General features: G+C 63.3%; 25 protein-coding genes. 13 read left to right on the plus strand and 12 right to left on the minus strand.

What is annotated here, in order from left to right; translation table 11 throughout:
* Positions 1 to 237: 237 nt before the first annotated feature.
* Positions 238 to 738: a GNAT family N-acetyltransferase gene (locus tag AZF01_RS02200; protein WP_024706166.1), complete on the plus strand. Its 501-nt coding sequence runs from the start codon at positions 238 to 240 to the stop codon at positions 736 to 738.
* A 170-nt stretch (positions 739 to 908) separates the two neighbouring features.
* On the opposite strand, the gene AZF01_RS02205 is transcribed toward AZF01_RS02200, so the two are convergent.
* The 4 genes from AZF01_RS02205 to AZF01_RS02220 are packed head-to-tail and all read right to left on the minus strand — an operon-like array spanning position 909 to position 7,699.
* Positions 909 to 2,984 carry a membrane protein gene (locus AZF01_RS02205; protein ID WP_024706165.1) on the minus strand — a complete coding sequence of 692 codons (2,076 nt, stop codon included), beginning with the start codon at positions 2,982 to 2,984 and terminating at the stop codon, positions 909 to 911.
* On the minus strand, positions 2,984 to 5,776 hold the full coding sequence (locus tag AZF01_RS02210) for a DUF4159 domain-containing protein (RefSeq protein ID WP_061449608.1): 2,793 nt from the start codon (positions 5,774 to 5,776) through the stop codon (positions 2,984 to 2,986). Before AZF01_RS02210 ends, AZF01_RS02205 begins: the two co-directional genes overlap by 1 nt.
* Positions 5,776 to 6,684, minus strand: a complete 909-nt coding sequence (locus tag AZF01_RS02215; protein ID WP_024707309.1) for a DUF58 domain-containing protein — start codon at positions 6,682 to 6,684, stop codon at positions 5,776 to 5,778. The genes AZF01_RS02210 and AZF01_RS02215 overlap by 1 nt, the downstream gene beginning before the upstream one ends.
* A gap of 13 nt (positions 6,685 to 6,697) precedes the next feature.
* Positions 6,698 to 7,699 (minus strand): AAA family ATPase, encoded by a 1,002-nt coding sequence (locus AZF01_RS02220; RefSeq protein WP_371260661.1) that lies wholly within the window; start codon positions 7,697 to 7,699, stop codon positions 6,698 to 6,700.
* Positions 7,700 to 7,854: 155 nt separating this feature from the next.
* Between AZF01_RS02220 and AZF01_RS02225 the strand changes: the two genes are divergently transcribed.
* Genes AZF01_RS02225 through AZF01_RS02235 form a run of 3 tightly spaced genes read left to right on the plus strand, consistent with a single transcriptional unit; the run spans position 7,855 to position 10,360 of the window.
* Positions 7,855 to 8,469 (plus strand): DUF1285 domain-containing protein, encoded by a 615-nt coding sequence (locus tag AZF01_RS02225; RefSeq protein ID WP_024707311.1) that lies wholly within the window; start codon positions 7,855 to 7,857, stop codon positions 8,467 to 8,469.
* Positions 8,466 to 9,104: a CoA pyrophosphatase gene (locus AZF01_RS02230; protein ID WP_024707312.1), complete on the plus strand. Its 639-nt coding sequence runs from the start codon at positions 8,466 to 8,468 to the stop codon at positions 9,102 to 9,104. The genes AZF01_RS02225 and AZF01_RS02230 overlap by 4 nt, the downstream gene beginning before the upstream one ends.
* Positions 9,101 to 10,360: a CCA tRNA nucleotidyltransferase gene (locus tag AZF01_RS02235; RefSeq protein WP_024707313.1), complete on the plus strand. Its 1,260-nt coding sequence runs from the start codon at positions 9,101 to 9,103 to the stop codon at positions 10,358 to 10,360. Before AZF01_RS02230 ends, AZF01_RS02235 begins: the two co-directional genes overlap by 4 nt.
* Before the next feature lie 4 nt (positions 10,361 to 10,364).
* On the opposite strand, the gene AZF01_RS02240 is transcribed toward AZF01_RS02235, so the two are convergent.
* The 3 genes from AZF01_RS02240 to hemF all read right to left on the minus strand — a co-directional run bounded on the left by AZF01_RS02240 (position 10,365) and on the right by hemF (position 11,988).
* On the minus strand, positions 10,365 to 10,547 hold the full coding sequence (locus tag AZF01_RS02240; protein ID WP_024707314.1) for a DUF1059 domain-containing protein: 183 nt from the start codon (positions 10,545 to 10,547) through the stop codon (positions 10,365 to 10,367).
* Between the two features lie 236 nt (positions 10,548 to 10,783).
* Complete coding sequence (locus AZF01_RS23795) at positions 10,784 to 10,954, minus strand: hypothetical protein (protein WP_156484716.1); 171 nt, start codon at positions 10,952 to 10,954, stop codon at positions 10,784 to 10,786.
* 122 nt (positions 10,955 to 11,076) lie between these two features.
* A complete protein-coding gene (hemF, locus tag AZF01_RS02245; RefSeq protein WP_024707315.1) occupies positions 11,077 to 11,988 on the minus strand; it encodes an oxygen-dependent coproporphyrinogen oxidase in 912 nt (303 codons plus the stop codon).
* A 107-nt stretch (positions 11,989 to 12,095) separates the two neighbouring features.
* Here hemF and AZF01_RS02250 point away from each other — a divergent pair, with 107 nt between their 5' ends.
* Positions 12,096 to 12,341, plus strand: coding sequence for a hypothetical protein (locus AZF01_RS02250; RefSeq protein WP_024707316.1), 246 nt, complete (start codon positions 12,096 to 12,098; stop codon positions 12,339 to 12,341).
* A gap of 6 nt (positions 12,342 to 12,347) precedes the next feature.
* Here the strand turns inward: AZF01_RS02250 and AZF01_RS02255 are convergent, their stop codons facing one another.
* Both AZF01_RS02255 and AZF01_RS02260 read right to left on the minus strand, forming a co-directional pair.
* Positions 12,348 to 12,818, minus strand: coding sequence for a tRNA (cytidine(34)-2'-O)-methyltransferase (locus AZF01_RS02255; protein WP_024707317.1), 471 nt, complete (start codon positions 12,816 to 12,818; stop codon positions 12,348 to 12,350).
* A gap of 47 nt (positions 12,819 to 12,865) precedes the next feature.
* On the minus strand, positions 12,866 to 14,248 hold the full coding sequence (locus tag AZF01_RS02260; RefSeq protein ID WP_036236545.1) for an SLC13 family permease: 1,383 nt from the start codon (positions 14,246 to 14,248) through the stop codon (positions 12,866 to 12,868).
* A 73-nt stretch (positions 14,249 to 14,321) separates the two neighbouring features.
* Between AZF01_RS02260 and AZF01_RS02265 the strand changes: the two genes are divergently transcribed.
* Positions 14,322 to 15,143, plus strand: a complete 822-nt coding sequence (locus AZF01_RS02265; protein WP_051424026.1) for a helix-turn-helix domain-containing protein — start codon at positions 14,322 to 14,324, stop codon at positions 15,141 to 15,143.
* Here the strand turns inward: AZF01_RS02265 and AZF01_RS02270 are convergent.
* Entirely contained in the window at positions 15,110 to 17,110 is a 2,001-nt protein-coding gene (locus AZF01_RS02270) for an FUSC family protein (RefSeq protein ID WP_024707320.1), read from the minus strand. The two genes, AZF01_RS02265 and AZF01_RS02270, sit on opposite strands and share 34 nt — an antisense overlap.
* A gap of 425 nt (positions 17,111 to 17,535) precedes the next feature.
* Here AZF01_RS02270 and AZF01_RS02275 point away from each other — a divergent pair, with 425 nt between their 5' ends.
* Positions 17,536 to 19,392 carry an ABC transporter ATP-binding protein gene (locus tag AZF01_RS02275; RefSeq protein WP_024707321.1) on the plus strand — a complete coding sequence of 619 codons (1,857 nt, stop codon included), beginning with the start codon at positions 17,536 to 17,538 and terminating at the stop codon, positions 19,390 to 19,392.
* A gap of 118 nt (positions 19,393 to 19,510) precedes the next feature.
* Here AZF01_RS02275 and AZF01_RS02280 read toward each other — a convergent pair whose 3' ends face one another.
* On the minus strand, positions 19,511 to 20,305 hold the full coding sequence (locus tag AZF01_RS02280; RefSeq protein ID WP_024706019.1) for a response regulator: 795 nt from the start codon (positions 20,303 to 20,305) through the stop codon (positions 19,511 to 19,513).
* Positions 20,306 to 20,363: 58 nt separating this feature from the next.
* Here AZF01_RS02280 and AZF01_RS24695 point away from each other — a divergent pair, with 58 nt between their 5' ends.
* The 4 genes from AZF01_RS24695 (at position 20,364) to AZF01_RS02300 (ending at position 24,262) form a co-directional block, all read left to right on the plus strand.
* On the plus strand, positions 20,364 to 20,666 hold the full coding sequence (locus AZF01_RS24695) for a NepR family anti-sigma factor (RefSeq protein ID WP_024706020.1): 303 nt from the start codon (positions 20,364 to 20,366) through the stop codon (positions 20,664 to 20,666).
* Positions 20,667 to 20,671: 5 nt separating this feature from the next.
* Positions 20,672 to 21,238 carry an RNA polymerase sigma factor gene (locus AZF01_RS02290; protein WP_256389183.1) on the plus strand — a complete coding sequence of 189 codons (567 nt, stop codon included), beginning with the start codon at positions 20,672 to 20,674 and terminating at the stop codon, positions 21,236 to 21,238.
* Positions 21,239 to 21,471: 233 nt separating this feature from the next.
* On the plus strand, positions 21,472 to 22,980 hold the full coding sequence (locus AZF01_RS02295) for a sensor histidine kinase (protein WP_024706022.1): 1,509 nt from the start codon (positions 21,472 to 21,474) through the stop codon (positions 22,978 to 22,980).
* A 214-nt stretch (positions 22,981 to 23,194) separates the two neighbouring features.
* Positions 23,195 to 24,262 carry a PRC-barrel domain-containing protein gene (locus AZF01_RS02300; protein WP_024706023.1) on the plus strand — a complete coding sequence of 356 codons (1,068 nt, stop codon included), beginning with the start codon at positions 23,195 to 23,197 and terminating at the stop codon, positions 24,260 to 24,262.
* Positions 24,263 to 24,336: 74 nt separating this feature from the next.
* Here AZF01_RS02300 and AZF01_RS02305 read toward each other — a convergent pair whose 3' ends face one another.
* Complete coding sequence (locus tag AZF01_RS02305; RefSeq protein ID WP_024706024.1) at positions 24,337 to 25,020, minus strand: phosphoribosyltransferase; 684 nt, start codon at positions 25,018 to 25,020, stop codon at positions 24,337 to 24,339.
* A 156-nt stretch (positions 25,021 to 25,176) separates the two neighbouring features.
* Here AZF01_RS02305 and AZF01_RS02310 point away from each other — a divergent pair, with 156 nt between their 5' ends.
* Both AZF01_RS02310 and AZF01_RS02315 read left to right on the plus strand, forming a co-directional pair.
* Positions 25,177 to 26,154 (plus strand): magnesium transporter CorA family protein, encoded by a 978-nt coding sequence (locus tag AZF01_RS02310; RefSeq protein ID WP_024706025.1) that lies wholly within the window; start codon positions 25,177 to 25,179, stop codon positions 26,152 to 26,154.
* A gap of 177 nt (positions 26,155 to 26,331) precedes the next feature.
* Complete coding sequence (locus AZF01_RS02315; protein WP_024706026.1) at positions 26,332 to 26,676, plus strand: AtpZ/AtpI family protein; 345 nt, start codon at positions 26,332 to 26,334, stop codon at positions 26,674 to 26,676.
* The last annotated feature ends 3 nt before the right edge of the window (positions 26,677 to 26,679 follow it).

The following is a 26,679-nucleotide window of genomic DNA, read 5'->3' on the forward strand; positions in this document are numbered from 1 at the left end:
TACGTTTCGGCTGAAGCATTGCCAGCCCCGAAACGTTTGACACTGTGTCATGGTTCAACGGAAATCGCGCTCTTGAGGTCCATCGGCTGGACGGGGCCGTTTTTTCCTGCTAGTGGCGTTCTGCCCTGAAACTGGAATTTGTCATGCGGATCCTGCGACGACGCTGATTGAAGATCGAAAACCGGAGAACCTCTCCGGCGGCTTTCATTTGCGTAATTCCGACAGGCTCACAAAACCATGACAAGCGAACTGTGCTACCTCCCCGAAGAGGTTTCCCACGACAACGCGATCGAAGAGATCAACGACGAGGCTTTCGGGCCCGGGCGCTTCGCGCGCACGGCAAGCCGTATCCGCGAGCAGGGCCCGCATGATCGCACCCTGTCCTTTGTTTGCCTGGATGGGGACGCAGTGATTGCCTCGGTGCGGCTGACGCCGGTCTGGGCCGGCAAGGCTGCCGGCCACATGCTCGGCCCGCTCGCCGTCCGCCCCTCCCACAAGAACCGGGGCATCGGCCGCAAGCTGGTGCGCATTGCCGTCGAAGCCGCCGCAGGGGCTGGCTCCGAGGTGGTGATCCTGATCGGCGATGCGCCCTATTACGGGCCGCTCGGCTTCCGCCCCATCGTGCCGCCGACCCTGCTTTTGCCGGGCCCGGTCGATCCGAAGCGCATCCTTGCCGATCCGTTGGTGGACGGCGTGGAAGCCAGGCTCGTCGGCATGATGCGGTTCCGGGCCGATTAGAGCATTTCGCAGTCAGATGGAAACATCTGACGTCCGTGAAAATGCGTCAAAACAAATAGATAGAGCGGTTTCGCGTTTCCACCAAAGGCGGAGCCGCTCTAACCTATTGAATCTGCGCATCGTGCTTTCCGAGAATCGGTTCCGATTTTCGGAAAGCACGATGCGCTAGTTCAGGATTTTGTCCGCCCCTCGCGCCACCAGGTGGCCGAGATCAGCGCCAGAAGGGCGGCAAGCCCGAGCAGGCCGTTGAAGAGCGGTAGCGAGCGGATGCTTTCAAGCCGCGTATCAGACGTGGCCACGATCGGCATGAAGCTGTCATTGCCGGCCCTGAGCGGCCCGAACGTCACCCGGACGGGCGGCATGCCGTCCGCAATCCGCTGCACCAGTCCGCGGGTCTCGCCCGCAAGCGGCGAAAGGCTTTCCGTTGTCGAGATCATTGCCTTGAACTCCGGCGCGTCCGGATCGCCGATATTGACGAGCCGTTGCAGGTCGCCGTTTTCGATCGAAAACAGGCCCATTTCGCTGACGGGAACGTTGCCCCGGAACAGACCGGGCTCGACCTCATCGAGCGGGACAGTCAGCGAACGCCCCGATGGCGTGCTCACGATCGCCTCGCGCGGGGCGTCGCCCATGGTCTGGCGGGTGATTTCCAACTGCTCGCCATCGGTTGCTGCCGTCAGCGCCTCCTCCTCCAGCGCCGGTTCCTGCATCAGCCAGTGGGCGATGCGCCGGTAGAGCGGCACGTAAGGTCCGCCGCCCTCGAAGCCGCGCGCCCACAGCCAGCCCTGGTCGGACAGGAATTCGGCGACCCGGCCCCGGCCTTCGCGTGAGAGCACCAGAAGCGGCGCGCCGTCTGCCGTCATCACCGTCTCGCCGCGCGCATCGCCGACGGGGATGGAGCGGAACCAGCGGCCCCAGGCCGGAGGCTCCTCGCCGCCCCCCGGCAGGTCCCGGGTGACAGGGTGCATTTCGCCCGTCGGGGAGATGCCCGGATAAAACGCGCCCTCGGAAAGATCACCGGTCGGGATTGCCGGCAGCACGGCGGAAAGCGGCGTTGCTGCGATCGATTCCGGTCCAGCGATCTCCGGGCCGGCGGCCACCAGCAGCGCACCGCCGTTCAGTACATATTGCGCGATGTTGTCGTAATAGAGCAGCGGCAGGACGCCGCGGTTGTGGTAGCGGTCGAAGATGATCAGGTCGAAGTCGTCGATCTTGTCGATGAACAGTTCCCGCGTCGGGAAGGCGATCAGCGACAATTCGTTGATCGGCGTGCCGTCCTGCTTTTCCGGAGGGCGCAGGATGGTGAAGTGCACGAGATCGACGGAGGGGTCGGACTTCAAGAGGTTGCGCCATGTCCGCTCGCCGGAATGCGGCGAGCCGGAAACGAGCAGCACGCGCAGGTTCTCGCGAATGCCCTCGACGATCTGGACCGCGCGGTTGTTCACCTCGGTCAACTCGCCGGGCACAGGATCGACGGACAGTTCGAGAATGTTCTCGCCGCCGGTGTCGAGGTCGAAGACATAGCGGGTCGAGATATCCGGCGCGACCATCATCTGCGCGACGATGGCTCCGTTGAGCCGCGCCGTCACCATCGCCGGGCCCGCGCCGCCTTCGGCATCGCTGACCGGTCCGTCATTGACCACGGTGAACTCGACCGGCAGGCTTTCACCGACAAGAGCGAAACGGGGTGCCTCGTTGATCTCGATCCGGCGGTCATATTCTTCCGCCGTGCCCGTCACCAGCGCATTGATGGGGATGTCGGCCGGAAAGGCGGCTGCGTCCTCGGGGATATCGTGAATCTGGCCGTCGGTGATGAGGAAGGCGGCGCCCATCCGGCTCGGCGGCACGTCGCGCACGGCATCGGCCAGCGCCTGGAAGGCAAGCGTTTCCGCTCGCCCGTTCTCGTTGGCAGTCGCGACCTCGACAATGCGCGGCTCGAGCGTCGGGTCCTCGGCCAGGCGCGCCTGCAACCTTTCGAGCGCGGCATCGGTCCGGCCGGCGCGGTCTTCGGAAAGCTGGCTCTGGGAGCGGTCGACCACGATCGGCACGATGGTTGAAAGCGGCGAGCGCTCCTCGCGGCTAACAGTCGGGTTGGCGATAGCCGCGAGAAGCAGAAAACCGGCCGCCGCACGCAGCGTCGTGCCGCGCATGCGGGTCAGATAGCCGAGCGCCATCAGCGCGATGATGGCGGCGAGGGCCGCATAGAGCGCGGTCAACGGCAGAAGGGGGGCGAAGGTCAGGTCCATTATTGTCCCAGCCTTTCCAGAAGTGCAGGAACATGGACCTGGTCGGCCTTGTAATTGCCGGTCAGCATATACATCACGATGTTGACGCCGGTGCGATAGGCGAACTGGCGCTGAAGCGGGCTTTCCGGAACGGTCGGCAGCATCGGCGTCATATCCGGATTGGTGGCCCAGGCACCGGCGAAATCATTGCCGGTGATGATGATCGGCGAAACGCCGTCGCCGCCGCTCGTCACCATGCCCGAACTGGAGGCCGATCGCGCCTCGACCCAGAGGGGCGAGCCGTCATACCGGCCCGGGAAATCGGAAAGCAGATAGAAGGAGCGCGTCAGCACATGGTCCTCGGGCACGGGTTCCAGAGGCGGCACGTCGATGTTGTCAAGGATCGCGCGCAGCCGCGCCGTGTTGGCGCTGACGGCTTCCTGTCTGAGCGGCGAATACTGGTCGCGCGTGTCGAACAGCACGGTGCCGCCATTGCGCATATAAGCCTCGATGCCGGCGATTGCCTCCTGAGATGGCATCGGCGCGGCGGCAGAAACCGGCCAGTAGATCAGCGGATAAAAGGCCAGCTCGTCTTCAGCCGGATCAACGCCGACGGGATCGCCCGGCTCCAGCGCGGTGCGGTATGAAATATAGTCGGAAAGCCCCTTGAGCCCGCGCTCGGAGATGCGGTCGACCTCATCCTCGCCGGTCACGACATAGGCGAGATGGGTCTCGTACAGAAGATCGGCGATCTCGGCATCGCTCATCCGGGCATGGGCCGTGCCGGCAAGGCCGGGCGTGAAGGGCAGGGCGGCGGCAAGAGCGGCCGCAAGAATGAGGGGCAGGGCGGCGCGGCGTGACTTGAGATTCGAGAAAGCGCCGTTCATCGCCAGCATGATGACGCCGTCGGAAATCAGGAGCAGCATGGCGGCCGCCAAGAGCGACGGCTTGAGGCTGAAGGCGCGGGTCTCGCCGATCGGCTGCAGGCGGCTGCCTTCAAGGGCCGCGACATCGAGCGGCGCAAGCGTGTCCTCGGGGCCAAAGAGGTTGACGGCGGTGAAGCCGTCGGCCGAGCCGTAAAGCCCCGGCGGGTTCTCCCGCGTCGCGATTGGTTGTCTCCCGGCATCGGAAAGCGGGTTGGCGCCGCTGACATCGGCTGACAGCGTGCCGTTGGCCGCCAACAGGCGGTAGGGGGGCAGGAGGCGCGAAGAGCCGTTTTCTCCGTCGGCCGCCGCGCTCGCTCGGGAAAGATTGACGATCCGACGCAGCATTTCGACGAAATAGCCGGAAATCGGCAGGTTCGACCAGTTCGGGTCGGCCGAGGTGTGGAACAGCACCAGCCGTCCGTCGCCAAGCATGTTTTCGGTCACCAGTGGCGTGCCGTCTTCAAGGCTCGCCCAGGTGTGATCGGCAAGATCGGGCGCCGGCTCGGCCAGCACCTGGCGGGAGACGGTGATGCGGTCCGGTACGGGCAGGCCGTAAAACGGGCTTTCCTGCGGAAAGGGCGCGAGGGTCTGCGGCTCGTTCCAGCTCATCGCCCCGCCAAAGGCGCGCGCGCCGGAGCGCAGCCGGACCGGCAGCAGCGGGTCTTCGCCTTCGGATGACGCAAGGCGCGGCCCGGCAAAACGGACCAGCGTGCCGCCGGCCTCCACCCATTGCCGCAAAAGCGCATGGGTGTCTTCGCCAAGCGTCCCGACATCGCTGAGGATCACCACGGAAGGCTTCTGTTCGATCAGCGCATCAAGCTGTTCGGGCAAGGTTGCGGCGTCGCTCGAAATCAGGTCGGCGTAGGGGGAAAGCGCCTGGCGCAGGTAATAGGCCGCCGACAGCAGCGGCTGGGCCTCATTGGCCGGACTTCCCGAGACAAGCGCGACGCGCCGGCGCTGGAAGCCGTCGTCCAGAAGATGGACAGCGCCGGCATTGGCCGCGCCGTCGATGGCGATGCGGGCGAAATCATTGCGCACCTCGAAGGGCGCGCGAATCTCCGTTGCCGCTGATGTGTCGCCGGCTGCAAAGACCAGCGGACTGGTCGCGATCACGCGTCCCTGCAGGTCATAGGCATTGACGGTCATGTCCGCGCGCGGCCCGGCTTCCGCGCGCGCGGCCGTGATCCTGCTTGCGGCAACGCCATTGTCGACCGAAGTCAGGGCTGCCGGAAGGGCGCGGTTCGGGCGCATCACCAGAAGATCGCTGGCCGCCGCGCCGTTCAGCACGTCGAAAGCGGCCTCGTCGTCGGGCCCTGACAATCCGTCGGAGAGGAAGGCGATCGTGCCGGGCGGCGTGCCGCCGAGCGCATCGATGAGCGCGGTTGCCGCGATCAACCGGTTGGGCCGGACTGCTTGCGGTTCTGCGGCTGCCAACCTCCGGTGCGCTTCATCGGCCGAGACCGGACGCGCATCGCCGCCCGTCTCGGCGGTGAAGGCGAGAGCGACGGGCAGGTTCGCGCGGCCGGCCGCCTCGATCAGCGCGTCGGCGGCGGCCATGCGCGATTCCCAGTCCTCGGCGCTCGCCCAGCCATTGTCGATCAGGAGCGTCAGGGGACCGGCGGTCGAAAGCGCGGTCCGGTCCGGATTGATCACCGGATTGGCAATGGCGAGAATGACGAACGTTGCGAGCGCCATTCTCAGGAGCGTCAGCCACCACGGGCTCCTGGCGGGCGTCTCGTCGCGTTTCGCCAGCCGCAGAAGGATGGCAAGTGGCGGAAAGATCTCGCGTCGCGGCCGCGGCGGTGTCAGCTTCAGGAGCCACCAGATCGCGGGCAAAACCACGAGAGCGGCAAGAGCCAGCGGGCTCAGGAACTCGAAGCCGGCCATCAGCGCCGCCCTCCGTTAAGGCCGGAAAGCCGCATGTGCAGCGCCGTCAGCGCCTCGGAGGCAGGCCGGTCCGTGTGGTGGGTCAAGAAGCTCCAGCCGGAGCGCCGGGCTGCGTCCGAAATGAGCGCGCGACGTGCCCGGTATTGTTCGAGATAGGACTCCTTCAAACTCTCGGCCCGGCCGAGCGTCAGTTCCCGGCCCGTTTCGGGATCGGCGAACGCTGTGCGTCCGCTATAGGGAAAGCTTTCCTCCGCCGGGTCGGCCACTTCCACCAGATGGGCCTTGAGGCCGCGCTCGGAAAGCGGCGCGATCTTATTGAAAAGGGCTTGCGGATCATCGAGAAAATCGCCGATGACGATCAGTTCCGATGGGCCGCGCATCATCTGCGTATCGGGCAGGACGGGGGGAATCTCGGTTGCTGCGGCAAGATGATGGGCGAGTTTCTCGGCGCCGTTGCGGCTGGCAACCGGCTCCATCAGCCCGGGATAGCCGACCCGCTCGCCCGAGCGCAGCAGGGTTTCGGCAATTGCCAGCAGCAGGACCAGCGCGCGGTGCTCCTTGGAAACCGGGGCCGCTTCGGAGCGGAACTGCATTGACGGCGAAAGATCGCAGAACAGCCAGACGGTGTGCGCCGCTTCCCATTCCATGTCGCGCACATAGGTGTGGTCGTCGCGCGCCGAACGCCGCCAGTCGACCTTCATCAGCGATTCGCCGGGCGCATAGGGCCGGAACTGCCAGAAGTTCTCGCCCGGACCACGGCGCCTGCGCCCGTGCCATCCGGCGATTACCGTGTTGGCGATCCGACGCGCCTCGATCAGGCAGTCCGGCAGCAGGCTTGCGCGCCGTTTGCCCTCGACGAGAGCCGAATTGCGGGCGGTTGGCGGTGTCGTTTGTCCGATCGGGGCCAAGGGCGGCTGCCTGTCAGTTGAAGTCGCGCTTTGCGATGGTGGCGATGACGTCGGTGAGGGTGATGCCTTCGGCGCGGGCGGCAAAGGTCAGCGCCATGCGGTGTTGCAGCACCGGCGCGGCAAGCGCCTTCACATCGTCGACCGAGGGAGCGAGCCGGCCCTGATAAAGCGCCCGCGCCCGCGCCGTCAGCATCAGCGCCTGTCCGGCGCGCGGGCCGGGGCCCCAGGCCACGGTGCGGTCGGTTTCCTCAAAACCTTCTCCGGGACGAGCGGCGCGGACAAGTTCCAGGATGGCTTCGAGCACGCTTTCGCTGACCGGCATCTTGCGGATCAGCGACTGGATCTCCATCAACCGTTCTCCCGTGATGACGGGCCTTGCCGTCTCTTCCGTCGCCCCGGTCGTCTCCAGCAGGATACGGCGCTCGGATGCAATGTCGGGGTAGCCGACATTGACCTGAAGCAGGAAACGGTCGAGCTGTGCCTCGGGCAGGGGGTAGGTGCCTTCCTGTTCCAGCGGGTTCTGGGTGGCGAGCACGTGGAAGGGGCGCGGCAGGTCGTAATGCTGGCCGGCAATGGTGACGGCATATTCCTGCATGGATTGCAAGAGCGCCGACTGGGTGCGCGGCGAGGCGCGGTTGATTTCGTCCGCCATCAGCAACTGGGCGAAGACCGGGCCCTTGATGAAGCGGAAGGAGCGGCGGCCGGTGTCGCTTTCCTCCAGCACTTCGGAGCCCAGAATATCCGACGGCATCAGGTCGGGCGTGAACTGGATACGGTTGCCGGCAAGGCCGAGCACGGTGCCGAGCGTGCTCACCAGCTTGGTCTTGGCAAGGCCCGGCACGCCGACGAGCAGGGCATGGCCGCCGGAGAGCACGGCCAGAAGCACGCTTTCCACGACATTCTCCTGGCCGTAGATGACCTTGGAGACCTCGGCCTTCACCTTCTGGATGTCCTCAAGGGCCTTTTCGGCCTCTGCCACGATCTCCTGAGCCGTATTCGCGTCAGTCGCATCCATGCACATGTCTCCACGGCCGAGGGCCAGTTTGGTGTTTCCGGGCGGTTGCCGGTTCGTCATTCGAAAAGGATAATCACCTGCCGGCGGCTGACAAGCCGGTTTGGAATGACTATTTCGAGAGCGAACAACATTCGACCCGAAACTGGGACGGAAAGATGACGGACGGGGCAAGACCATCGATTGCAGACCCTTCGGGGCTGGCCGCGGCAATCGCACGCCAGCTCGAGGGCGGGGGAAAGCGCGCGCCCGCGCCGGTGGAAAAATGGGATCCGCCGTTCTGCGGCGACCTCGACATGGAAATCCGTCGCGACGGCGCATGGTTCTATCAGGGAACGCCGATCGGGCGTGCGGCGCTTGCGCAGCTTTTTTCGACGGTCTTGCGCAAGGATGAAGATGGCGAGACCTATCTGGTGACGCCCGTCGAGAAGGTCCGCATCCGCGTGGAGGACGCGGCCTTCGTTGCCGTTGCCATGGCGCTTTCGGGCAAGGACGGCGAACGGGTGGTTTCTGTGCGCACCAATATGGGCGAGGTGGTCGAGATCGGCGCGACGCATCCCCTGCGGTTTGAAATTTCCGGGGAAAATGCCGAGCTCAAGCCCTATGTTCTGGTCAGGGGACGTCTGGAAGCCTTGTTTTCGCGGGCGCTGACCTATGATCTCGTGGAACTTGGCGAAGAGGCCGATGTGGAAGGGAAGGCCATGTTTGTCATCCGCTCCGGCGCGATGCTCTTTCCCGTGATGGAAATGGCCATGCTGGAGACGTCACTGTGAATGCCGCCAATCCACGCTTTGCCGCAGCGGGCTTCCGCCAGCGCGCGCTCGCCCAGCGGGGCAAGCCGCTGGAACATGCCTGGCGTGACCACGGCGACCATGCGCTCAACCCGGACCTCTTTGCCTACTATGAGGATCTGGACATGCGCTCGGCCGCCGTGCTGGTCCCCGTGGTCGATTATGGCGATGAGGCGCGGGTGATCTTCACCCGGCGGACCACGAAGCTCAGAAAGCACTCCGGGCAGATCGCCTTTCCGGGCGGGTCGATCGATCCGGACGATCGCTCGCCGGAAGATGCGGCGCTGCGCGAATGCGAGGAGGAGATCGGCCTTGACCGCCATTTCGTCCAGCCGGTCGCGCGCCTGCCGGATTATCTCGCCGGAACCGGTTTCAGGATCACGCCGATCCTCTCCGTCGTGCGCCCGGGCTTTTCGCTCACGGCCAACCCGGACGAGGTGGATCACATTTTCGAGGTGCCGCTCGGCTTCATCATGGAACCGGCCAATCACGAGCATCGCAGCGGCGTGCTCGGCGGCAAGACCCGGCGCTATTACGAGATCAATTACGGCGATTACCGGATCTGGGGCATTACCGCCGGCATCGTCAGGACAATCTATGAAAGGCTTTATGCGTGAAGACGGTGAAAGACGATCCATGGTTCAGGGAAGGCCGGCTTCAGAAGGTTCTCGATGTGCTCAACGGCGATGGCGGCGAAACGCGGATCGTCGGTGGAGCGGTGCGCAACGCGCTGATGGGCATGCCGGTCGGCGACATCGACATGGCGACCACGCTTGTGCCGGAAGAGGTGGCCGCGCGGGCGAAGAATGCGGGGATGAAGCCTGTGCCCACGGGCATCGCGCATGGCACGGTGACGGTGGTGTGCGAGGGCAAACCCTTCGAGGTGACGACGCTGCGCGCCGATGTGGAGACATTCGGGCGGCACGCGACGGTGCGGTTCGGGACCGACTGGGCCGAGGACGCGGCGCGCCGCGACCTGACGATCAACGCGCTCTACGCCAACAGGGACGGCGCCGTGATCGATCTCGTCGACGGGCTTGCGGATATCGAAACGCGCAACGTCCGCTTTATCGGCGAGGCGGAAACGCGGATCACCGAGGACTATCTGAGGATACTTCGCTTTTTTCGCTTCTTTGCCTGGTATGGCGGCGGCAGGCCCGATGCGGCAGGTCTGAAGGCAAGCGTGCGCCACCGCGAGGGGTTGAAGACCCTGTCTGCCGAGCGCGTCTGGGCGGAGATGAAAAAGCTTCTTGCCGCCGGCGATCCCTCGCGCGCGCTGTTGTGGATGCGCCAGACCGGCGTTCTCACGATCGTGTTGCCGGAGAGCGAAAAATGGGGGATCGATGCGGTGCCGGGCCTGGTCGACGCCGAGGCGCATTTTGGCTGGATGCCTGACCCGCTTGTGAGGCTCGCCGCGATTGTCCCGCCTTATGACGTGCGGCTGAAGGCGATGGCGAGGCGCCTGAAGTTCTCCAATGCCGAACGTGACCTCATACTCTCCTTTGCCGCCGCGCCGGTGGTTGCGGCGTCGACATCGGCGGCGCGCCTGCGCCAGCTGCTTTACACGCACGGCAAGCAGGGCCTGTTGATGCGGCTGAAGCTGTCGCTTTCCGACGCGCGGTCCAAGGCTGCGGGCGGCGATGCAGAAGCGGTTGCAGAGGCAGCGGGATACGTGCGCCTGATCGAGGCGGCCGAGAGCTGGAAAAAGCCCGAAATGCCCATTTCCGGCGGCGATATCGTCGATGCCGGCGTGCCGGCGGGCCCCGAGGTGGGTCGAATTCTGACAAGCCTGGAAAAGCAATGGGTGGAAAGCGATTTCGAACTGGACCGGGCAGCGCTTGCCGCCCGGCTTGATGCGTTGAGAAACGGCTGAGGCCTCAGGCCTTTTCCTCGTCCTTGATCCGCGCCTTGATGTTGTCGACCATGTTTTCGCGGATAATGGTCTCGCCGTGGGTCGTGCGCAGGTGCTCGACGGAGCGGCGGACAACTTCTGCTTCGTCTTCTGCGCTGGTGTGCCAGGGGCAGCCGGGCACGAGCGTTCCGCAATCAAAACGTTTCATGTCTTCCTCCTTTGTTTTCCGTCTTCAGGTTAAACGCCGGCAGGGATGATTTGTTCGCGCTAAACCGGCAGGGGAGACGGCTTTTTCAGCTGGCTGTCTGGCCAGAGACCGATTGCCGACCCGGCACCAGGAAGCGCCGGGCGGTCGTGATCGAAAAACCGGGCTCACCGACGCGGAAATGGTTGCCGCAGTCGGGTGGACAGGGCCTCAGAACAAAGCCGGGCCCGGTTGGGACCTCAGTGCTGGGCCCAGGTTTCAAACACCGCGGAGGATTCGCACGGACGACCGTGCTTGTAAGCCATCTCCGCGGCATATTTGCTGTCATCGGTGCCCGCGACCTTCTTGGGGTTGGGTTTGTAGTCTTTCCGTGCGGCCTTGGTTTCGGTGATCTTGACTTTGTCTGCCATTTGCCCGCTCCTCTCGGACTGGTATTGGGGTTAAAGTCTGTATCCGACTTGGTAAGTAGAACCCCTTTTTGCAATGCAAACAAGGCCGATATTTGAAGAAAAATTAACTATAACGATTTAGATTAAGGCCATCTTGTGACGGGCGGCAGGGATGACAGGATCGCCTCGACATTGCCGCCGGTCTTGAGCCCGAAAACGGTTCCCCGATCGTACAAAAGATTGAACTCCACATAGCGTCCGCGGCGCACCAATTGCTCGTCACGATCGGCTGACGTCCACTCATGGTTGAAGTTGGAGCGCACCAGCCTGGGATAGATCAGGTTAAAGGCGCGGCCGACATCCTGAACGAACCTGAAATCGGCTTCCATGCCGCCCTTGTCGTCCGGGGAGTGCTGCCAGTCGAAGAAGACGCCGCCGACGCCGCGCGGCTCCTTGCGGTGGGGCAGGTAGAAGTAGTCGTCGCACCATTTTTTCATCTTGTGATAGTCGACGATAGCCTGGTGCCTGTTGCAGGCGATCTCCATGGCGCGGTGGAAGAGGATCGTGTCCGGGTCTTCCTGGCGACGCCTCCTGCCGAGCACCGGGGTAAGGTCGGCGCCGCCGCCGAACCACCAGCTTCCGGTAACGATCATGCGGGTGTTCATGTGCACGGCCGGAACGTTCGGGTTGACGGGGTGGGCGATCAGCGAGATGCCGCTTGCCCAGTAGTGCCCGTTCTCTTCGGCGCCCGGCATGGTCTTCGCCATCTCCTCGGAAAATTCGCCTTCGACGGTTGAGGTGTGGACGCCGACCTTCTCGAAAACGCGGCCGTGCATGACAGACATGCGGCCGCCGCCCTCGCCGTTCTCGCGGCTCCAGTCCTTGGCTTCGAACTGCCCCGGCTCAAGGTCGCTCAACGGCCCGGTCAGTTCCTTTTCCAGTGTCTCGAAGCCGGAGCAGATCGTGTCGCGCAGGCTCTCGAACCAGGCCCTGGCCGCGCTTTTCCTGGCCTCGATATCCTCCGGCAGGCCAACAGGCAGTTTCGGCCGTTCCATATGATGCGCTCCGCTTGAAATGCATGCGCCCGTTTTCCGGGCTCTTGATTTGACTCGCAAATGCGATGTGAAAACCTTATCTTCTTTGAAACGTGAAGGATAGCGGGATGGCCAATCTTCCAAAGCCGCCGTCCATGGACGGGCTTAAAAAACGGATCAGGGAACACCGCCGCAATGATGGCGGCTTCGTGCGCGAGCGCTATTGCCTGTCGCGCGAGGAGGCCCGCGCCAAGGCGCGCGAGTGGTTCGCAAGCTATCCCAAGGCCGCCTACTGGACCGAGGTGGAAAGCTGGCGCGTCCTGAGCGGCGACCGGATCGAGTTCACCATGCGCAGGCTGTCTTCCGCCGACTGAGCGCGCTCACGAGAGGGCGTCGAAGCCGCCTGTCTGCCTCAGCGCCTCTCCCGCCATCATGCCGACGGAAACAGCGAGGTTGATCGAGCGCTCGCCCTCGGCCATCGGAATGCGGACACGATGATCCGCGCTTTCATGAACGATATCCGGCACGCCCGCGCTTTCGCGGCCGAACAGCAGGATATCGTCGGCTTCAAACGGGAATCGGGTATAGGCGAGGCTTGCCTTGGTGGAAGCCAGCACCAGCCGCCTGCCGTTTTCCTGCCGCCAGATCTCGAACGCCTCCCAGTCGACATGACGGGTCATGACCGCCTTGGCGATATAATCCATGCCGGCCCGTTTCAGGTTCCTGTCGGACAGCGCAAAGCCTGCCGGCTCGATGATGTCAACGGCAAGCCCGAGGCAGGCGGCAAGCCTGAGGATCGTGCCGGTATTGCCGGCGATATCCGGCTGGTAGAGGGCGATGCGCAAGGTCATGGCCTTCCTTACGCTTCGTCGCTCCTGTGCTCAAGCCTTGCCGGCCGTCAGATGACGCCGAGGAGACGCCACCACAGGAAATCGAGCGGCACGAGAATGAAGGCGGTGATCAGCGTCAGCGGAAACAGGACCTTCATCATGTTGCCGACCGGCTGCTCGGTGACCTGCATACCGACCATCAACGGCGCGGACTGGTAGGGAAAGAGGATGGTCGAAAAGCCGATCACCTGCGTCATCAGCACGCTCGTCAGCGACAGGCCGGTCAGCGCGGAAAGCTCCGAGGCCATCGGCGTCAGCACAGCCGGCACGCCCGGCAGGATCGAGATGATGCCGACCACGAAGCCCATCAGCGACAGCGACAGGAAATTGACGAAGTCGCGCCCGGGGCTGAGCGGCAGGACATGTTCCATGCCGTGGGCAATAACGATGCCGAGACCGGTTGCGTTGACCACGGCGCCGACGGCGAGGAAGCCCGCGATGAACAGAAAGACGCCGAAATTGACGTTCTTGTCGAAGTCCTCCGGTCCCACCGGGCCAAGACCCGGCATCAGCAGCGCGATCGAGGCGCAGATGCCGATCCAGGCCGGATTGATTCCGTGGAAAGTATCGGTCATCCAGAAGGCAAGCGTGATGACCAGCACCGCGATCACATACCATTGCCGCCAGTCGAGCGGCTTTGCATTTTGATTCTGCCTTTCCCCGGCGGCGAGCGGCTGCGGCGTGTCTGGGAAGAAGCGCAGGATCAGCGCGATGATGATCAGGCTCTTGAGCAGGCCCAGGATCGGGAAATGCAGCGCCATATACCGGGCATAGGTGAAGTCCACGCCGTAGATCGTTTGCGCGGCCCCGGCGAGGATGAGGTTGGGGACGTTCGACGGCAGCAGGGCGAAGCCCGGCATGTGGCAGGCGAAGACCGTGGCAAGGGAAACCGCCGCCCGTCCGTTCGAGCCTCCGGCGAAGCCAAGCTTTTCGGCGAGCGCCAGGGCGATCGGCCATAGCAGGAAAAACCGGCCGAGGGAGGACGGCATAATGAAGGCGAGGACGACTGCAACGGCGAAGATTCCGCTGATCAGCAGTGTGAAATTGTGTGAAATCCTTGCCGTGAGCGCCGAGCCGATGCGTTCGCTGAGCCCCGCCTTGCGCACGCCGGCGGCGATCAGGAAACCGGAGAACACAAGCCACATCGCCGAGGAGTGAAAACCGGAAAACACCACGGCGGGGGGCGCCAGCTTGAACAGCAGCGCGAAAGCGATGAAGATCAGGCTCGCGAGATAGGCGGGCACCAGCGAAGTCGCCCACAGGCTGAGCGTCACCAGGACGAGACCGAGCGTGCGCGCCTGCTCGGCTGTCATCAGGGACTGCGGGTAAAGGGCAAGGGCAAGCGCAAGCGCGGCAAGGCCGGCAACGATGATCTTCTTGTAGGTCAGCATGGCGTTCAATCGGCAGTGTTGGAAATGGGCTGATGCCATATTATGCGTGCGGAGACTATTACGGAACAGCTATATGATGCCAAACGATATCGAATTTGCGTCATTCATCATGCCCGAAGACGGCCCGGGCTGGATCATTGATTCGGCGCGGCCGGTCACGGCAAAAGCGCAACGCTGGCGCGCCGGCGAGATCGGCCGCGCGCCGCATGCCCATCCGCGCGGGCAGCTTCTCTGGGCGGAAGAAGGTATCCTCAGGGTGCATTCCTGCGGCGCACACTGGCTTGCGCCCACCAGCCACGCGGTGTGGATCCCCGGCAATATTACCCATGAAGTGGTTATGGAGACCGACGTCTCGGCCTGTTTTATCTACATCGACCCTTCGGTGACAAACCTTCGCGGCTTGCATTGCGAGGTGCTCTATATGACGCCGCTCATGCGTCAGCTCCTCCTGCGGTTCCGCGCCCTCGGCCCGACGGGAAACCGGGAGCGCCTCTCGCGGCTCTCCGGTGTCATCATTGACGAACTGGCCGTTCTGCCGACGGCGCCGCTCAGCCTGCCTGCCGGCAGCGATCCGCGCCTTGCACGGGTGACCAACCGGCTGCTCGAGCGGCCGGACGACCGCGCCAATCTGGAGGAACTGGCGCGCTTCGCCGGCGCCGGCGCCCGCACGCTGGAACGTCTGTTCAAGCGTGAGACGGGCCTCAGTTTTTCCGAATGGCGCAACCGGCTGCGGCTGATGGAGGCCGTCAATCACCTGAGCCACGGCAAGAGCAGCGTCGAGATCGCCGGTCTGCTCGGTTATCGCAGCGCCAGCGCCTTTGTTGCCGCCTTCGGGCGCGGTTTCGGAGTGCCGCCGCAATCCTATCTGAAAGTCGGGGCGGCAGAGGACGGCTGAACAGGCTTTCGGCCGGGGCGACGTCTGAGATAGGTCCGGATCCAGGCGATCTCGGCCTCGACATCGCCGAAGCGGTCGTCCTTTTCGCGGCCGCCCGGCCTGTGTCCGGCGGCGTCGCCGCCGGTGATCGCCGAAAGCGCCTCTTCCGCCCTGGCCGCGCGGTCCTTGTCGGGCGGCGGATCGCCGAGCCTGCGGCCCTCGGCATAGACGGTGATGGCGTCGGAGAGCCGCTCCGCACCGGCGATGGCAGGAAACCAGGCGGCCGCCTCGCGTCCGGCCGGCGGCGGTTCGGCGACCAGACGCCCCAGAACGGTGCGCAGGTCGGACAGCGCCCGCGAGGCGGCGAATGCGCGATTGGTGAGCGTCTGGCGCATCTTCGCAAGTCCGGCCTCATCATCGGGCTTTGCAGCCGTTGCCGCAGACAGATAGGCGCCGACCTTTTCCATGGCCGCCGAGAAGGCCTTTTCAAGATTTTCCTCCTGCGAGCGTGGCCAGATCAGATAGCCGAAGACGAGCGCGATCGCCGAACCGGCCAGCGTGTCGGCGAGTCTCTGAATGTCGTAACTCTCGGCGGGGCCCGGCGCCACCATGGCGATCATCAGCAGGATGACGGGGGTGAGAAAGCTCACCATCACCGCATAGCTGCGCAGGCCGGCAAAGGGGATGATGGCGCTGAGGGCCATGATAACCGGAACGAGCGCGACCCCGCGCGGCACCAGCGCCCCGATGGCAAGGGCGATGCCCACCCCGACAAGCGTGCCGAGGCTGCGATGGATGGCGCGCAGGAAGACCGAGCCGAAATCGGGTTTCAGCACGATTGCGACCGTCATCGGCAGCCAGTAGGAGTGATCGCCGGGGATCAGGCGGCCGACGGCCACGGCAAGGCCCATGCACAGGGAAAGTCTGAGCGCGGAGACCACGACCTCGCGGCCGAGAACAAGACGGCGGGCAAGGCGGGTGCCGAGACCTGCGGAAAATACTGCGTCGTCCGTTTTTTCCTGTTCGGCCTCTTCCGGAACCTCGCGGGCGGACGCGGCCGGCCACATGGCGGCGGCGAGACGGTCGGCAAGGTGCCTGGGCTCGTCGCCCTGGCCCTCTTCGCTGGGCGCTTGCGGTGGTTGTCTGGCGCGCGCCATGTAAGCGCGCGCCATGGCGTCGAGCTGTTCAGCCGTCGGCGTCAGGCCGCCGTTTCCGCGCGCGGTGATGATCGTCAGGGAAAGCTGGTTGACCAGCGAAAGAATGGCGGCGGTTCGCAGCACGGAGCGGGTGCGGGCGCGGCCGTGGCTGCGTTTTTCGATCAGCGTCGCATAGGCGGTCTTGGTGGCATCCGTCAGCTTTCGTCGCGTGTCGATCATGCGCAGCCGGTTTTCCGGCGTCGGAGCCTTGCCGACGGCGTCCGATAAACGGGCTAGCTCCGCGAGCAGGCCGACAATATCGGACAGCATGCGCCGTTCGGGTCTGTCGCGTTCGAACAGTGCGCCGATCCCGAGCATAAAGGCGACAAAGGCGGCGCCGGCGAGGAAGTTCACGAACACCAGCCACGACGGTACGGCCGAGGGCGCATGGGCGTTGACCACGGCGAGCACCAGCATGTTGAGCGCGCCGGTGGAAAAGGCCGCGCCATAGCCGCTGATGAGGCCTGAGATCAGGCCGACAAGCATCAAGAGCCCGATCGTCACAAGCCCGTGCCCGCCAACCTCCGGCCCGATCAGGCAGCCGGTCGCGCCGATCAGCGCGGAAATGCCCAATTGCCGGAACCGTTCAGGATAGGGGTCGAGCCGAACGGTGACGGCGGCAAGGAAGCCGCCCAGCGCCACATAGAGCATTGGGCCCTGATGGCCGGTCAGTTCTCCAAGCAGCAGCGGCAGGCCGGTGCCGAGCGAGAGGCGGATCGCATGCCGCCAAGGCCGGTATGGCGTGGGCTTCAGCAGCGCGAGATTGTGAAGCCAGTCGGTTTTGCGCGACACCTGGTCCCTCTTCGACGTCTGTTTCCCGGACCTTCTAGCACGGCCCCCCGCGGGCAGCACAAGGCCGCATTGTATCGGCGATGCCTCGCCGGCTTTGACCAAGCGTTGCCGAGCGGCAACATATCCGCGTGAAATGTCTTTTTCGCGGTTGACGGCTATGGCCATCCGGATGCGGTGGGTCTATAAGTCCCGCGTTTTCTCTAACCGGCGAAAGGAGCATGGCATGATGAACATCACTGGCTTTGTAGTGCTCCGCGTTCCACCGCGCCGGACCGTGTGACCTTTCACACCGCCTTCTTCTTTCCTATTTAATCATCCGAATTAACGCGACCGCGTGAACCGGTCGCTGTTCCAGTCCCGGGTCCCCTGTGCGGGCATAGTGTGCTCTTTTTTGGAGAGCGGCCGGGAGGCATTGGAGTGAGATCATGTTTCGCTGGTTTGAAAACCGCCTCAATCCCTACCCCGTGGAGGAGCCCACGGCGCCGCCCACGGGCCTTATTCCCTTCCTGTGGCACTATTCGAAGCCCGCAGCGCCCTATCTCGCGCTAATGGCCCTCGTTGCGGCGCTGGTCGCCTTCGGGGAAGTCTATCTGTTCCGCTTCCTCGGCGATATCGTCGACTGGCTGTCGACGGCCAACCGCGAGACCTTCCTTGCGGACGAGGGCTGGCGGCTCGCCTTCATGGGCGCGCTGGTTCTGGTGCTGCTGCCGGGCCTGACGATTTTCTCCTCGCTGCTGATCCATCAGGTGCTGTTGGGCAATCTGCCGATGATCAGCCGCTGGCAGATGCATCGCTATGTGTTGCGCCACTCGATGAATTTCTTCGCCAACGAGTTTGCGGGACGGGTTTCGCAGAAGGTCATGCAGACCTCGCTTGCCATCCGCGAAACGGTGATGAAGGCGCTCGACATGTTCGTCTACGTCATCACCTATTTCGTTTCGATGATCTTCATCGTTGCCGCGGCCGACCGGCGTCTCGTCATTCCGCTTCTGGTCTGGATCGTCATCTATGCCTTGCTGCTCTGGTACTTTATCCCGCGGCTGCGCAAGATCTCGGCCGAGCAGGCCGATGCGCGCTCGCTGATGACGGGTCGGGTGGTCGACAGCTACACCAATATCGCCACCGTCAAGCTGTTCTCGCATGCCGGCCGCGAGGAGCTTTTTGCGCGCGAGGGCATGGACTGCTTTCTGGATACGGTCTACCGCCAGATGCGGCGGGTGACCCAGTTCCAGGCGCTTGTCTATATCAACAACGCGGTCGCGCTTTTTGCCGTGGCGGCGCTGGCGATCCGCTTCTGGCTGGAAAGCAGCATCACCGTCGGCGCAATTGCGCTGACCCTCGGTCTGGTTATGCGCATCGGCGGCATGTCGCAGTGGATCATGTGGGAAGTCACCGGGCTCTTCGAGAACATCGGCACGGTCTATGACGGCATGTCGATGATGGCGAAGAAGCACGAGCTGGTTGATGTCGACGACGCGCAGGCTCTGGACGTGAAGAAAGGCGAGATCGTCTATGACGACATCTCCTTCCATTACGGCAAGGCGGGCGGTGTCATCTCCGGTCTGTCGCTCACCATCAGGCCGGGCGAGAAGGTCGGTCTGGTCGGACGTTCCGGCGCGGGCAAGACGACGATGATGAACCTGCTCCTGCGCTTCTTCGATCTTGAAGGCGGGAAGATCACCATCGACGGCCAGGATGTCTCGAAAGTGTCGCAGGACAGCCTGCGCTCGATGATCGGCGTGGTGACGCAGGACACGTCCCTGCTGCATCGCTCGATCCGCGACAACATCGCCTATAGCCGTCCGGGCGCGACGGACGAGGAGGTGACTGCCGCGGCAAAACGCGCCAATGCCTGGGACTTCATCGAAGGGCTTTCCGACATGCAGGGTCGCACCGGGCTTGACGCCCATGTGGGCGAGCGCGGGGTGAAGCTTTCCGGCGGCCAGCGCCAGCGCATCGCGATCGCCCGCGTGTTCCTGAAGGACGCGCCGATCCTGGTGCTGGACGAGGCGACCTCGGCGCTCGATTCAGAGGTCGAGGCGGCCATTCAGGAAAGCCTGTTCGGGTTGATGGAGGGCAAGACCGTGATCGCGATCGCCCACCGCCTGTCGACGCTGACGGAGATGGATCGCCTCGTTGTCCTCGACAAGGGCGAGATCATCGAGACGGGCACGCATCAGGAACTCGTGGAGGCCGGCGGCATCTATGCCGATCTGTGGAAACGCCAGTCCGGCGGCTTTCTCGCCGAGGACGAGACGCTTGCCGGAGAGGCTGCCGAGTAAGAACGGGCGGGCCCGCCGGAGACGGCGGGCCCGCCGAAAAACCGACGGGTTTGTCAGCAGTCTGGGAGGCGGCCGTGGCCGCCTTTTTTCTTTGTTTATGCGAGGTTGCCCGACCTCTTCAGGCCGCTTCCTGGTGTCGTTCCTGGAAGAACAGGGCCTGGCTGATCAGCGCCTTGACCATGTCCGGGTTGAACGGCTTGGTGACCAGGAAGGTCGGCTCGGGTCGTTCGCCGGTCAGGAGGCGCTCGGGGAAGGCGGTGATGAAGATCACCGGAATGGAGTCATGCTCCAGGATGTCGTTGACCGCGTCGATACCGGAGCTGCCGTCGGCAAGCTGGATGTCGGCGAGCACCATGCCTGGCTTGGAACTGTTGTAGAGGTCGACCGCTTCCTTGTGGGTGCGCGCGATGCCGGTCACCCGATGACCGAGGCTTTCGACCATCTGCTCGATATCCATGGCGATCAGCGGCTCGTCCTCGATGATCATGATGTCGGTGGCCACCTGGCGGGCGATCTCTGCCGAGGCCTCGTCAACGAGGCCGGGGATCGCGTCGGGCTCGACCTCGAGGATCGCGGCCGTTTCCTCATGTGAGAAATTTTCGAGCGAGATCAGCAGAAAGGCCTGCCGAGGCTTGGCCGGAAGCGCCATCAGATTGGCCGCGGCGCGTTTTTCCCATGAATAGGGCGATTCGATGTCCTCTATCTCGATCGTCGTGGAACTGAACAGGCGTGAAAAGAGTTTGTAGAGTGAAACCTTGTCGTCGCCGTTCTCGGGAAAAAGAGAGACATCCTCGATCAGCGTTTCAAGGACGGCGGCCACATAGGCATCGCCGGAGGTTTGCGATCCGGTCACGGCACGAGCGTACCGCCTGAGATATGGCAAATGGGCAGCGATACGGGTTGAAAGCGACATATTATACAGTCTCCTGCCTCGGTAAATCTGTTGGGTAGGCTCAAAGAGCGCTATCAAAATGACCAAATGCGTCAGTCAAAAAAAAGTTCCGGCTTTGAAGGAACTTTTTATCGGACCCGGCGTTTTCGGCTTGAACATGCAATTGGGTACAAACGGGATTAAACTGGTGAAAAGCAATAGCAGTCTGGGAAAAGGGGAAGCTCTGCCCGGCACGGCAAAGAGCCCGGAAGAGGCGATCAGCCGCCGCCTCAAGGCCCTTTACAATGCCGTTGAACAGGAGGAGATCCCGGATCGGTTTCTCGACCTGCTCGAACGTCTTGATGCGGCAGAGTCCGCTTCGACGCGCAAAGCAAAGGGGTGACGGCCTTGGTCAGGGATGATGATACGAGCTTCAAGCGCGATATGCTGAAGACGGTGCCCAGCCTGCGCGCCTTTGCGGTATCGCTGTGCGGGCACCAGGATATGGCGGACGATCTCGTCCAGGACACGATCATGAAGGCCTGGGCCAAGCAGGACAGTTTTGCCGAGGGCACGAACATCAAGGCATGGCTGTTCACGATCCTGCGCAACGAGTTCTACAGCCAGATGCGCAAGAGCGGTCGCGAAATACAGGATTCCGACAATGTCTTCACCGAGCGGCTGTCGACGCATCCCGCACAATATGGCGCGATGGACCTGCGCGACTTCCGCAAGGCGTTGAACCGGCTGCCTGACGATCAGCGCGAGGCGATCATTCTGGTCGGCGCTTCCGGCTTTTCCTATGAGGAGGCGGCCGAGATTTGCCAATGCGCCATCGGCACGATCAAGAGCCGCATCGCGCGGGCCCGCGGCAAGCTTCAGGAGCTTCTGGATATCCAGGGGGAGGTCGACTTCGGACCGGATGCGAATTCCGCCGCCGTCGTCAGCAGCGCGTTCGTTACGCGCCCGGCATGAGGACAAGCCGCGACCGTTCTCCTGCTTCTGATCGAAAATCGCCGTGCGTCCGGGATGACGACCCGGACGCACGGCTTTTTCTGCGTCTTCGGAACGAAATTCGGCGCGTAACGGAACCTAAGCACTGGTCAGGCGTTCTTGAGCGTGATTGATATTCCGCCGGTCGATGCGGTCATCCGAAATAGCGCGGAAGAACCCTTGCTTTCGCCTCAGAATGAAGAGCCTTTTAGCCAGTGGAACATTTGCCGAGCGATATTGTCGATGCGATCAAGGATCAGGACAGGCTAAACACCCTATCGCAGACAATCATGCGTGCCGCCGAGGTCGACGAAGACTTCGTCGCGATCGTCGAATCGGCTGCCTTGCGCTTCGCCTGCCCGGCTGCGCTTATCCTGATAGCTGACTATGACGAAAATTGGGTACAGGCGGTTCACGGCATGCAGCCGGAGACCGTTCCGACCCGCTCCGGCCTTTTCGTCTATCCGATCGCGCTCAAGCAGGACCCGGCGCTGATCCTCAACAATCCGGCCGACCAGCACGATATCGCGCCTTCCGTTCCGAACTATGACGGCAAGCCCGTCAGGTTTTTCGCCGGCGCGCCAATCAAGGTGCACGGCGTCAATGCGGGCTCGCTTTGCGTCATCGACGGGACCAATCACCGCGACATTTCCGATGAGGATGCCGCGGCGCTGCGCCGTCTCGCCAATCTGGCCGGCTCACTCTACGAATTGAAGGATGCCGCGCGCGGCAAGGCTTCCGCCGATATAGCGCTGTCGCGCGCCCAGAAGCGTCACTCCATGGCGCTTCGCGCCGGCAACATCGCCGCCTGGAGCTGGGACCGCCAAAGCAATATGGTCGAGTGCGACAATGCGCTGCGGGAAATGCTCGGCCTCCCTGCCGGCGAGCCGGTGACCTGCCGCAGCCTTCTTGCCGCCATCGCGCCGGAAACGCGCTTTCCGCTTCTGCGCCGCTTCAAGTCGGCGCTCGATCGCGGCGAGGAGTACCAGTGCGAATTCAAGGCCGCCGCAACGGGCAAGTGGCTGCTGTCGCTCGGCGGCGCCTATGAAAGCGTGCTGTCGGCAGAGCAGAGCGGGCCGGTCTTCGGCGTCGTTGTCGATATCTCGACAACCAAGGAGTCGGAGCAGAAGACGCGGCTCCTCCTGCGCGAGCTCAATCATCGGGTCAAGAACACGCTGGCGATCGTCCAGTCGATCGCCGGCCAGACGCTGCGGCGCTCGCGCACTTCGGCAGAGTTCAACATGGCCTTTTCCGGCCGCCTTCAGGCCTTGTCGGCCGCCCACACCCTGCTTTCCGACGAGCAGTGGGGGGCGATCGCGCTTGACCGCTTGCTCCGTTCCCAGGTGGCGCCGTATATCGACAGCGCCAGCCGGCAGGTCGATATTCACGGTAGCGCTGTCTTCCTCGACCCTGACGAGGCGCTGGCGCTCGGTCTCGTCATCCACGAACTGGCGAGCAATGCCGCGAAGTTCGGGGCGCTTTCCACGCGCGCCGGCGTCGTCGATATCTCGGTTGCCTGCGGCGAGGACGATAATGGCGCGTCCCATCTCGAGCTCGACTGGGTGGAGGTCGGCGGCCCGCCGGTCACGCCGCCGCAAGAGCGCGGCTTCGGCAGCGTCCTGATCGAGCGCAGTCTCGACAAGGTTATCGGCAGCAAGGTCGATATCGAATTTGCCGACACCGGCCTCAGGGTCCATATCCGCATGCCGTTGCGCTTCTGCTGAGATCTTTCGCCGCGCCCTCCGCCGGACCCCGCCCGCCGCCAGAAGCCCGGGCGGTTTTTTTGCCTTCCCTGATCGAAAAAAAAACGTATCGACGCAGGAACAAGGTGTCCGGCAGCACGTTTTGTTGGTGTGCAGCGAGTGAGAATAAAACGAGAATAAAATAAATATTAAATCGTGCTCGCAAAGAAACATTCAGGAAAAGAGGAGTATTGATATGCTTCGCAAGATTCTTTCCACTACGGCGCTGGTAGCAGTTGTTTCCACGGGCGCAGCCTATGCGCAGGACGCTACCAATACCGACACGATGGACAACAAACCCGCCGCGACGACCGGCATGGAAGCTGGCATGGAAACGGGCGCAACGCCGGTCTTTCCCGAACGTCAGGCTGCCTCTGACGATGCTCAGAGCTTCTTCGGCGCAACCGACCAGCAGGTTCTCGCAAGCTCGCTTCTCGGCTGGCCGGTCTATGGTCAGGATGCCGATGATCAGGGCCGCGAGCAGATTGGCGACATCAATGACATCGTGATGGGCTCGAACGGCAACGCGACTGCTGCCGTCATCGGCGTCGGCGGTTTTCTCGGCATCGGCGAAAAGGATGTCGCCGTGTCCTTCGACCGTCTCGGCTGGCAGCAGGGCGAGAACGGCAACTGGCTGACGATCGACGCTACCATCGAGGAACTCGAGAATGCCCCGTCATTCGAATATGACAATCCGAACCTGATCGAGGGCGGCACGGCGGCGATCCGTGAGGAGGCTGGCCAGCTTCGCACGGCGACCAATGACGCCGCCAACAACGTTGCAAACGAGACGCAGGATCTCGCCAATACCACCGGCAACGCCATGAACCAGGCCGGCGAGGCCGCCGGCAACGCCATGGACGACATGGTGGCAGGCGTGAACAGCATGGGCGAGAACGCCGCGGAGACGATGAATGCGGAAAATCCGATGCTGGAGGGCATGTCCGAGGTCGACATGGCGTCGATCTCCTTCGACCAGCTTGACGGCGCCACCGTGCTGAGCGCTGAAGGCGACAGCGTGGGCGATGTTTCGAACATCATGACCCACGGCGATCAGAGCCAGAACATCCTGATCGTTGACGTCGGCGGCTTCCTGGGTATCGGCGAGAAGCCCGTGGCGATCTCAGCCGATGCGGCGACGGTCATGAGCGACGGCGACGTCTATGTCGTCAAGACGCGGTTTGACCGGGAAACGCTGGAAAATCAGCCGGAATTCTCCGAACAGGCGCTGAATGAAAATCCGGATGCCGTTCTTCTGAACTGATAACTCCGGAAGCAGTGCGTTGCGATAGGCCCGCGATCTTCGGATCGCGGGTTTTTCGTTGCGCGGAGAACCGGTCAATGGCCGGTTTTTTCGCGCCATTTGCCGCCCTCGCCGCGCTGAAGCAGGGGCGTTGAAAAGCAGGCGTGGATTTTTTTCGAGAGCCCATCCTCGTATTCGTCGAGGGGGGCGCGGTATCGCGCTGTCTGCAGCATGGCCGCGCCGATCGTGACGGGGCGGATGCCGCATTTTTCGAGCAGAGACAGGCCGGCGAGGATCGAGCGTCCCGAGGAAATCACGTCATCGACAAGGGCGACGCGCTTTCCGGAAAGGAGAGGCAGCATGCGCGGGTCGATGAACAGGCGCTTGTCCTGATCCGGCGTCGTTACCGAGTTCATGGGCATCGACAGCGCGTCCTCGTACCAGAACTTGCGGGAGTTGCCGAGAGGAACGAAGCGGGCGTGACCCAGCGCCCTGGCAACGCCCGCGGCAAGCGTCAGCCCCAGGGTCGGCAGGCCGACGACGATATCTGGTCTCTCAGCCGCCAGGCGTCCGGCCAGGTCTTCGGCAAGGCCATCGCAAACGGCGAACGAGGCCTGGTTGATGATGAGAGAGGCCAGGTCGCCGCCGTCGACCGATCGGATCGGCAGCAGCAACTGACGGCCGTCGGCAAGGGTGGCGGGATAGGCGGCGGAAAGCGGCGCGTGCGGGTCGACTGTTCGCGGCGGCAGGAATTCCTGCCAGAATTCGTGAGGTTGCATCTTGGGGTGTCCTGTTCGGGCCTTTGCGTGTTCTGCCGCACGGCCATGACGGGGAGATCGCGCGACGCCAGCGCGTTCTGAAAAAACACACTTGCCCTGGCATTTATGCTTGGGTAGCCAGTAGAGGCAAGCGCGAGGTCAGAAGGCGGGGTTCAGATGATCCATCTCTACAGGGTCGGCGGTGTCAAGACCGCCTTGCCGTCGTCAGGCGCGGCGGAACCGCTTGGCGAGGACGTCGTCTGGATCGACATGCTCGATCCGACCGAGGCCGACATGCAGCATATGGAATCGCTCCTGGGCGTGATGCTCCCCACCCGCGAGACGCTGAAGAACATCGAGCCTTCCAGCCGTTACTATACCGAGGGCAACGCCGTATACATGACCGCGTCGATCGTGATGAACGTGGATTTCGGCCTTGCCCAGCTGACCGATGTCGGCTTCATCCTCGCCGAAGGCCGGCTGGTGACCATCCGCCACGCCGAGCCGAAGCCGTTCTTTCTCTTCGCCGCCGACATGAAGCGTCTCGATATCGGGCCCGGGCAGGGCGTACGGGTTCTCGCCCACCTGCTCGACACGATCGTCGACCGCACGGCCGAGATCCTGGAACTGGCTGTCGCCAAGATCGACAATGTCTCGATCGCCGTTTTCGGGGAGGGCGTGCGCGGACGGCGACGACCCCCGGCCGAACTCGAGGAGCGGCTGATCGAGATATCGACCTACCACCGCCTCGTCAGCAAGACGCGCGACAGCCTGATCACGCTGGCGCGCCTTTCCACCTACGTGCAGGCGCTTGGGCGGGTGCGGGACGACAAGCCGACCAAGGATCTCTGCCGCATCGTCGCCCACGACATCCAGTCTCTGTCCGAGCACGCCAGTTTCGTTTCTTCCAACATTTCCTTCCTGCTCGATTCGTCGCTCGGTCTCGTCAATCTCGAACAGAACAACATCATGAAGCTGTTCTCTGTCGTTTCGGTGGTCTTTGCGCCGCCGATGCTGATCGCCGGCATCTATGGCATGAATTTCGACCGCATGCCCGAACTGCACTGGGCATACGGTTATCCCGCCGCCGTTGCCGCAATGCTCCTGACGGGCGTTCTCGCCATCTACTGGCTGCGCTCGCGCGGCTGGTTCTAGGCTTTGGTCGAACAAATCCGGTTGCGCAATTGCGGTTGCCTCGAAGCTTGACTAGCATGGGCATGAAAACTATGGTGCGCCCGACTTGACCGGGGGGTCCCGAAGGCTTTATCGCATTGCTGAAACATCCGCCGAGCGCCGGTCGCGCGGTCGAGGATTTTTGGGAAAGCGGATTTGATGGCTGAGGACGGGCAGGAGGACTTGGAAGAACGCCGCAAGCGGCTCGCCAGCGAACTGGGCGCGCTGCGGAAGGGCCAGAATGGAGAGAGCGACAGGAAGGCGGAAAGCTCCGCCAATGACCGGCGTGAAATGTCGAAGGGCCTGAAGCTTTCGAGCGAATTCATGGCCGCCATTTTCGTCGGTTTCATGATCGGCTTTCTCCTCGACAAGTTTGCCGGAACCGGCCCCTGGGGCATGATCGGCTTTCTTCTTCTCGGTTTTGGCGCCGGGGTCTTGAATGTGTTGCGCTCCGTCGGTTATGTGGCTGAGCCGGAGGACCGTCTGAAGAAGGACGGGAAATAGAGT

The sequence above is a fragment of the Martelella sp. AD-3 genome (genome assembly GCF_001578105.1).
Taxonomy (GTDB): domain Bacteria; phylum Pseudomonadota; class Alphaproteobacteria; order Rhizobiales; family Rhizobiaceae; genus Martelella.

Coding starts and splice junctions, on each gene's coding strand:
- AZF01_RS02200 (WP_024706166.1), top strand. CDS start 238: ATGACAAGCGAACTGTGCTACCTCCCCGAAGAGGTTTCCCACGACAAC.
- AZF01_RS02205 (WP_024706165.1), bottom strand. CDS start 2,984: ATGGACCTGACCTTCGCCCCCCTTCTGCCGTTGACCGCGCTCTATGCG.
- AZF01_RS02210 (WP_061449608.1), bottom strand. CDS start 5,776: ATGGCCGGCTTCGAGTTCCTGAGCCCGCTGGCTCTTGCCGCTCTCGTG.
- AZF01_RS02220 (WP_371260661.1), bottom strand. CDS start 7,699: ATGGATGCGACTGACGCGAATACGGCTCAGGAGATCGTGGCAGAGGCC.
- AZF01_RS02225 (WP_024707311.1), top strand. CDS start 7,855: ATGACGGACGGGGCAAGACCATCGATTGCAGACCCTTCGGGGCTGGCC.
- AZF01_RS02240 (WP_024707314.1), bottom strand. CDS start 10,547: ATGAAACGTTTTGATTGCGGAACGCTCGTGCCCGGCTGCCCCTGGCAC.
- AZF01_RS23795 (WP_156484716.1), bottom strand. CDS start 10,954: ATGGCAGACAAAGTCAAGATCACCGAAACCAAGGCCGCACGGAAAGAC.
- hemF (WP_024707315.1), bottom strand. CDS start 11,988: ATGGAACGGCCGAAACTGCCTGTTGGCCTGCCGGAGGATATCGAGGCC.
- AZF01_RS02250 (WP_024707316.1), top strand. CDS start 12,096: ATGGCCAATCTTCCAAAGCCGCCGTCCATGGACGGGCTTAAAAAACGG.
- AZF01_RS02255 (WP_024707317.1), bottom strand. CDS start 12,818: ATGACCTTGCGCATCGCCCTCTACCAGCCGGATATCGCCGGCAATACC.
- AZF01_RS02260 (WP_036236545.1), bottom strand. CDS start 14,248: ATGCTGACCTACAAGAAGATCATCGTTGCCGGCCTTGCCGCGCTTGCG.
- AZF01_RS02265 (WP_051424026.1), top strand. CDS start 14,322: ATGATGCCAAACGATATCGAATTTGCGTCATTCATCATGCCCGAAGAC.
- AZF01_RS02275 (WP_024707321.1), top strand. CDS start 17,536: ATGTTTCGCTGGTTTGAAAACCGCCTCAATCCCTACCCCGTGGAGGAG.
- AZF01_RS02280 (WP_024706019.1), bottom strand. CDS start 20,305: ATGTCGCTTTCAACCCGTATCGCTGCCCATTTGCCATATCTCAGGCGG.
- AZF01_RS24695 (WP_024706020.1), top strand. CDS start 20,364: ATGACCAAATGCGTCAGTCAAAAAAAAGTTCCGGCTTTGAAGGAACTT.
- AZF01_RS02300 (WP_024706023.1), top strand. CDS start 23,195: ATGCTTCGCAAGATTCTTTCCACTACGGCGCTGGTAGCAGTTGTTTCC.
- AZF01_RS02305 (WP_024706024.1), bottom strand. CDS start 25,020: ATGCAACCTCACGAATTCTGGCAGGAATTCCTGCCGCCGCGAACAGTC.
- AZF01_RS02310 (WP_024706025.1), top strand. CDS start 25,177: ATGATCCATCTCTACAGGGTCGGCGGTGTCAAGACCGCCTTGCCGTCG.
- AZF01_RS02315 (WP_024706026.1), top strand. CDS start 26,332: ATGGCTGAGGACGGGCAGGAGGACTTGGAAGAACGCCGCAAGCGGCTC.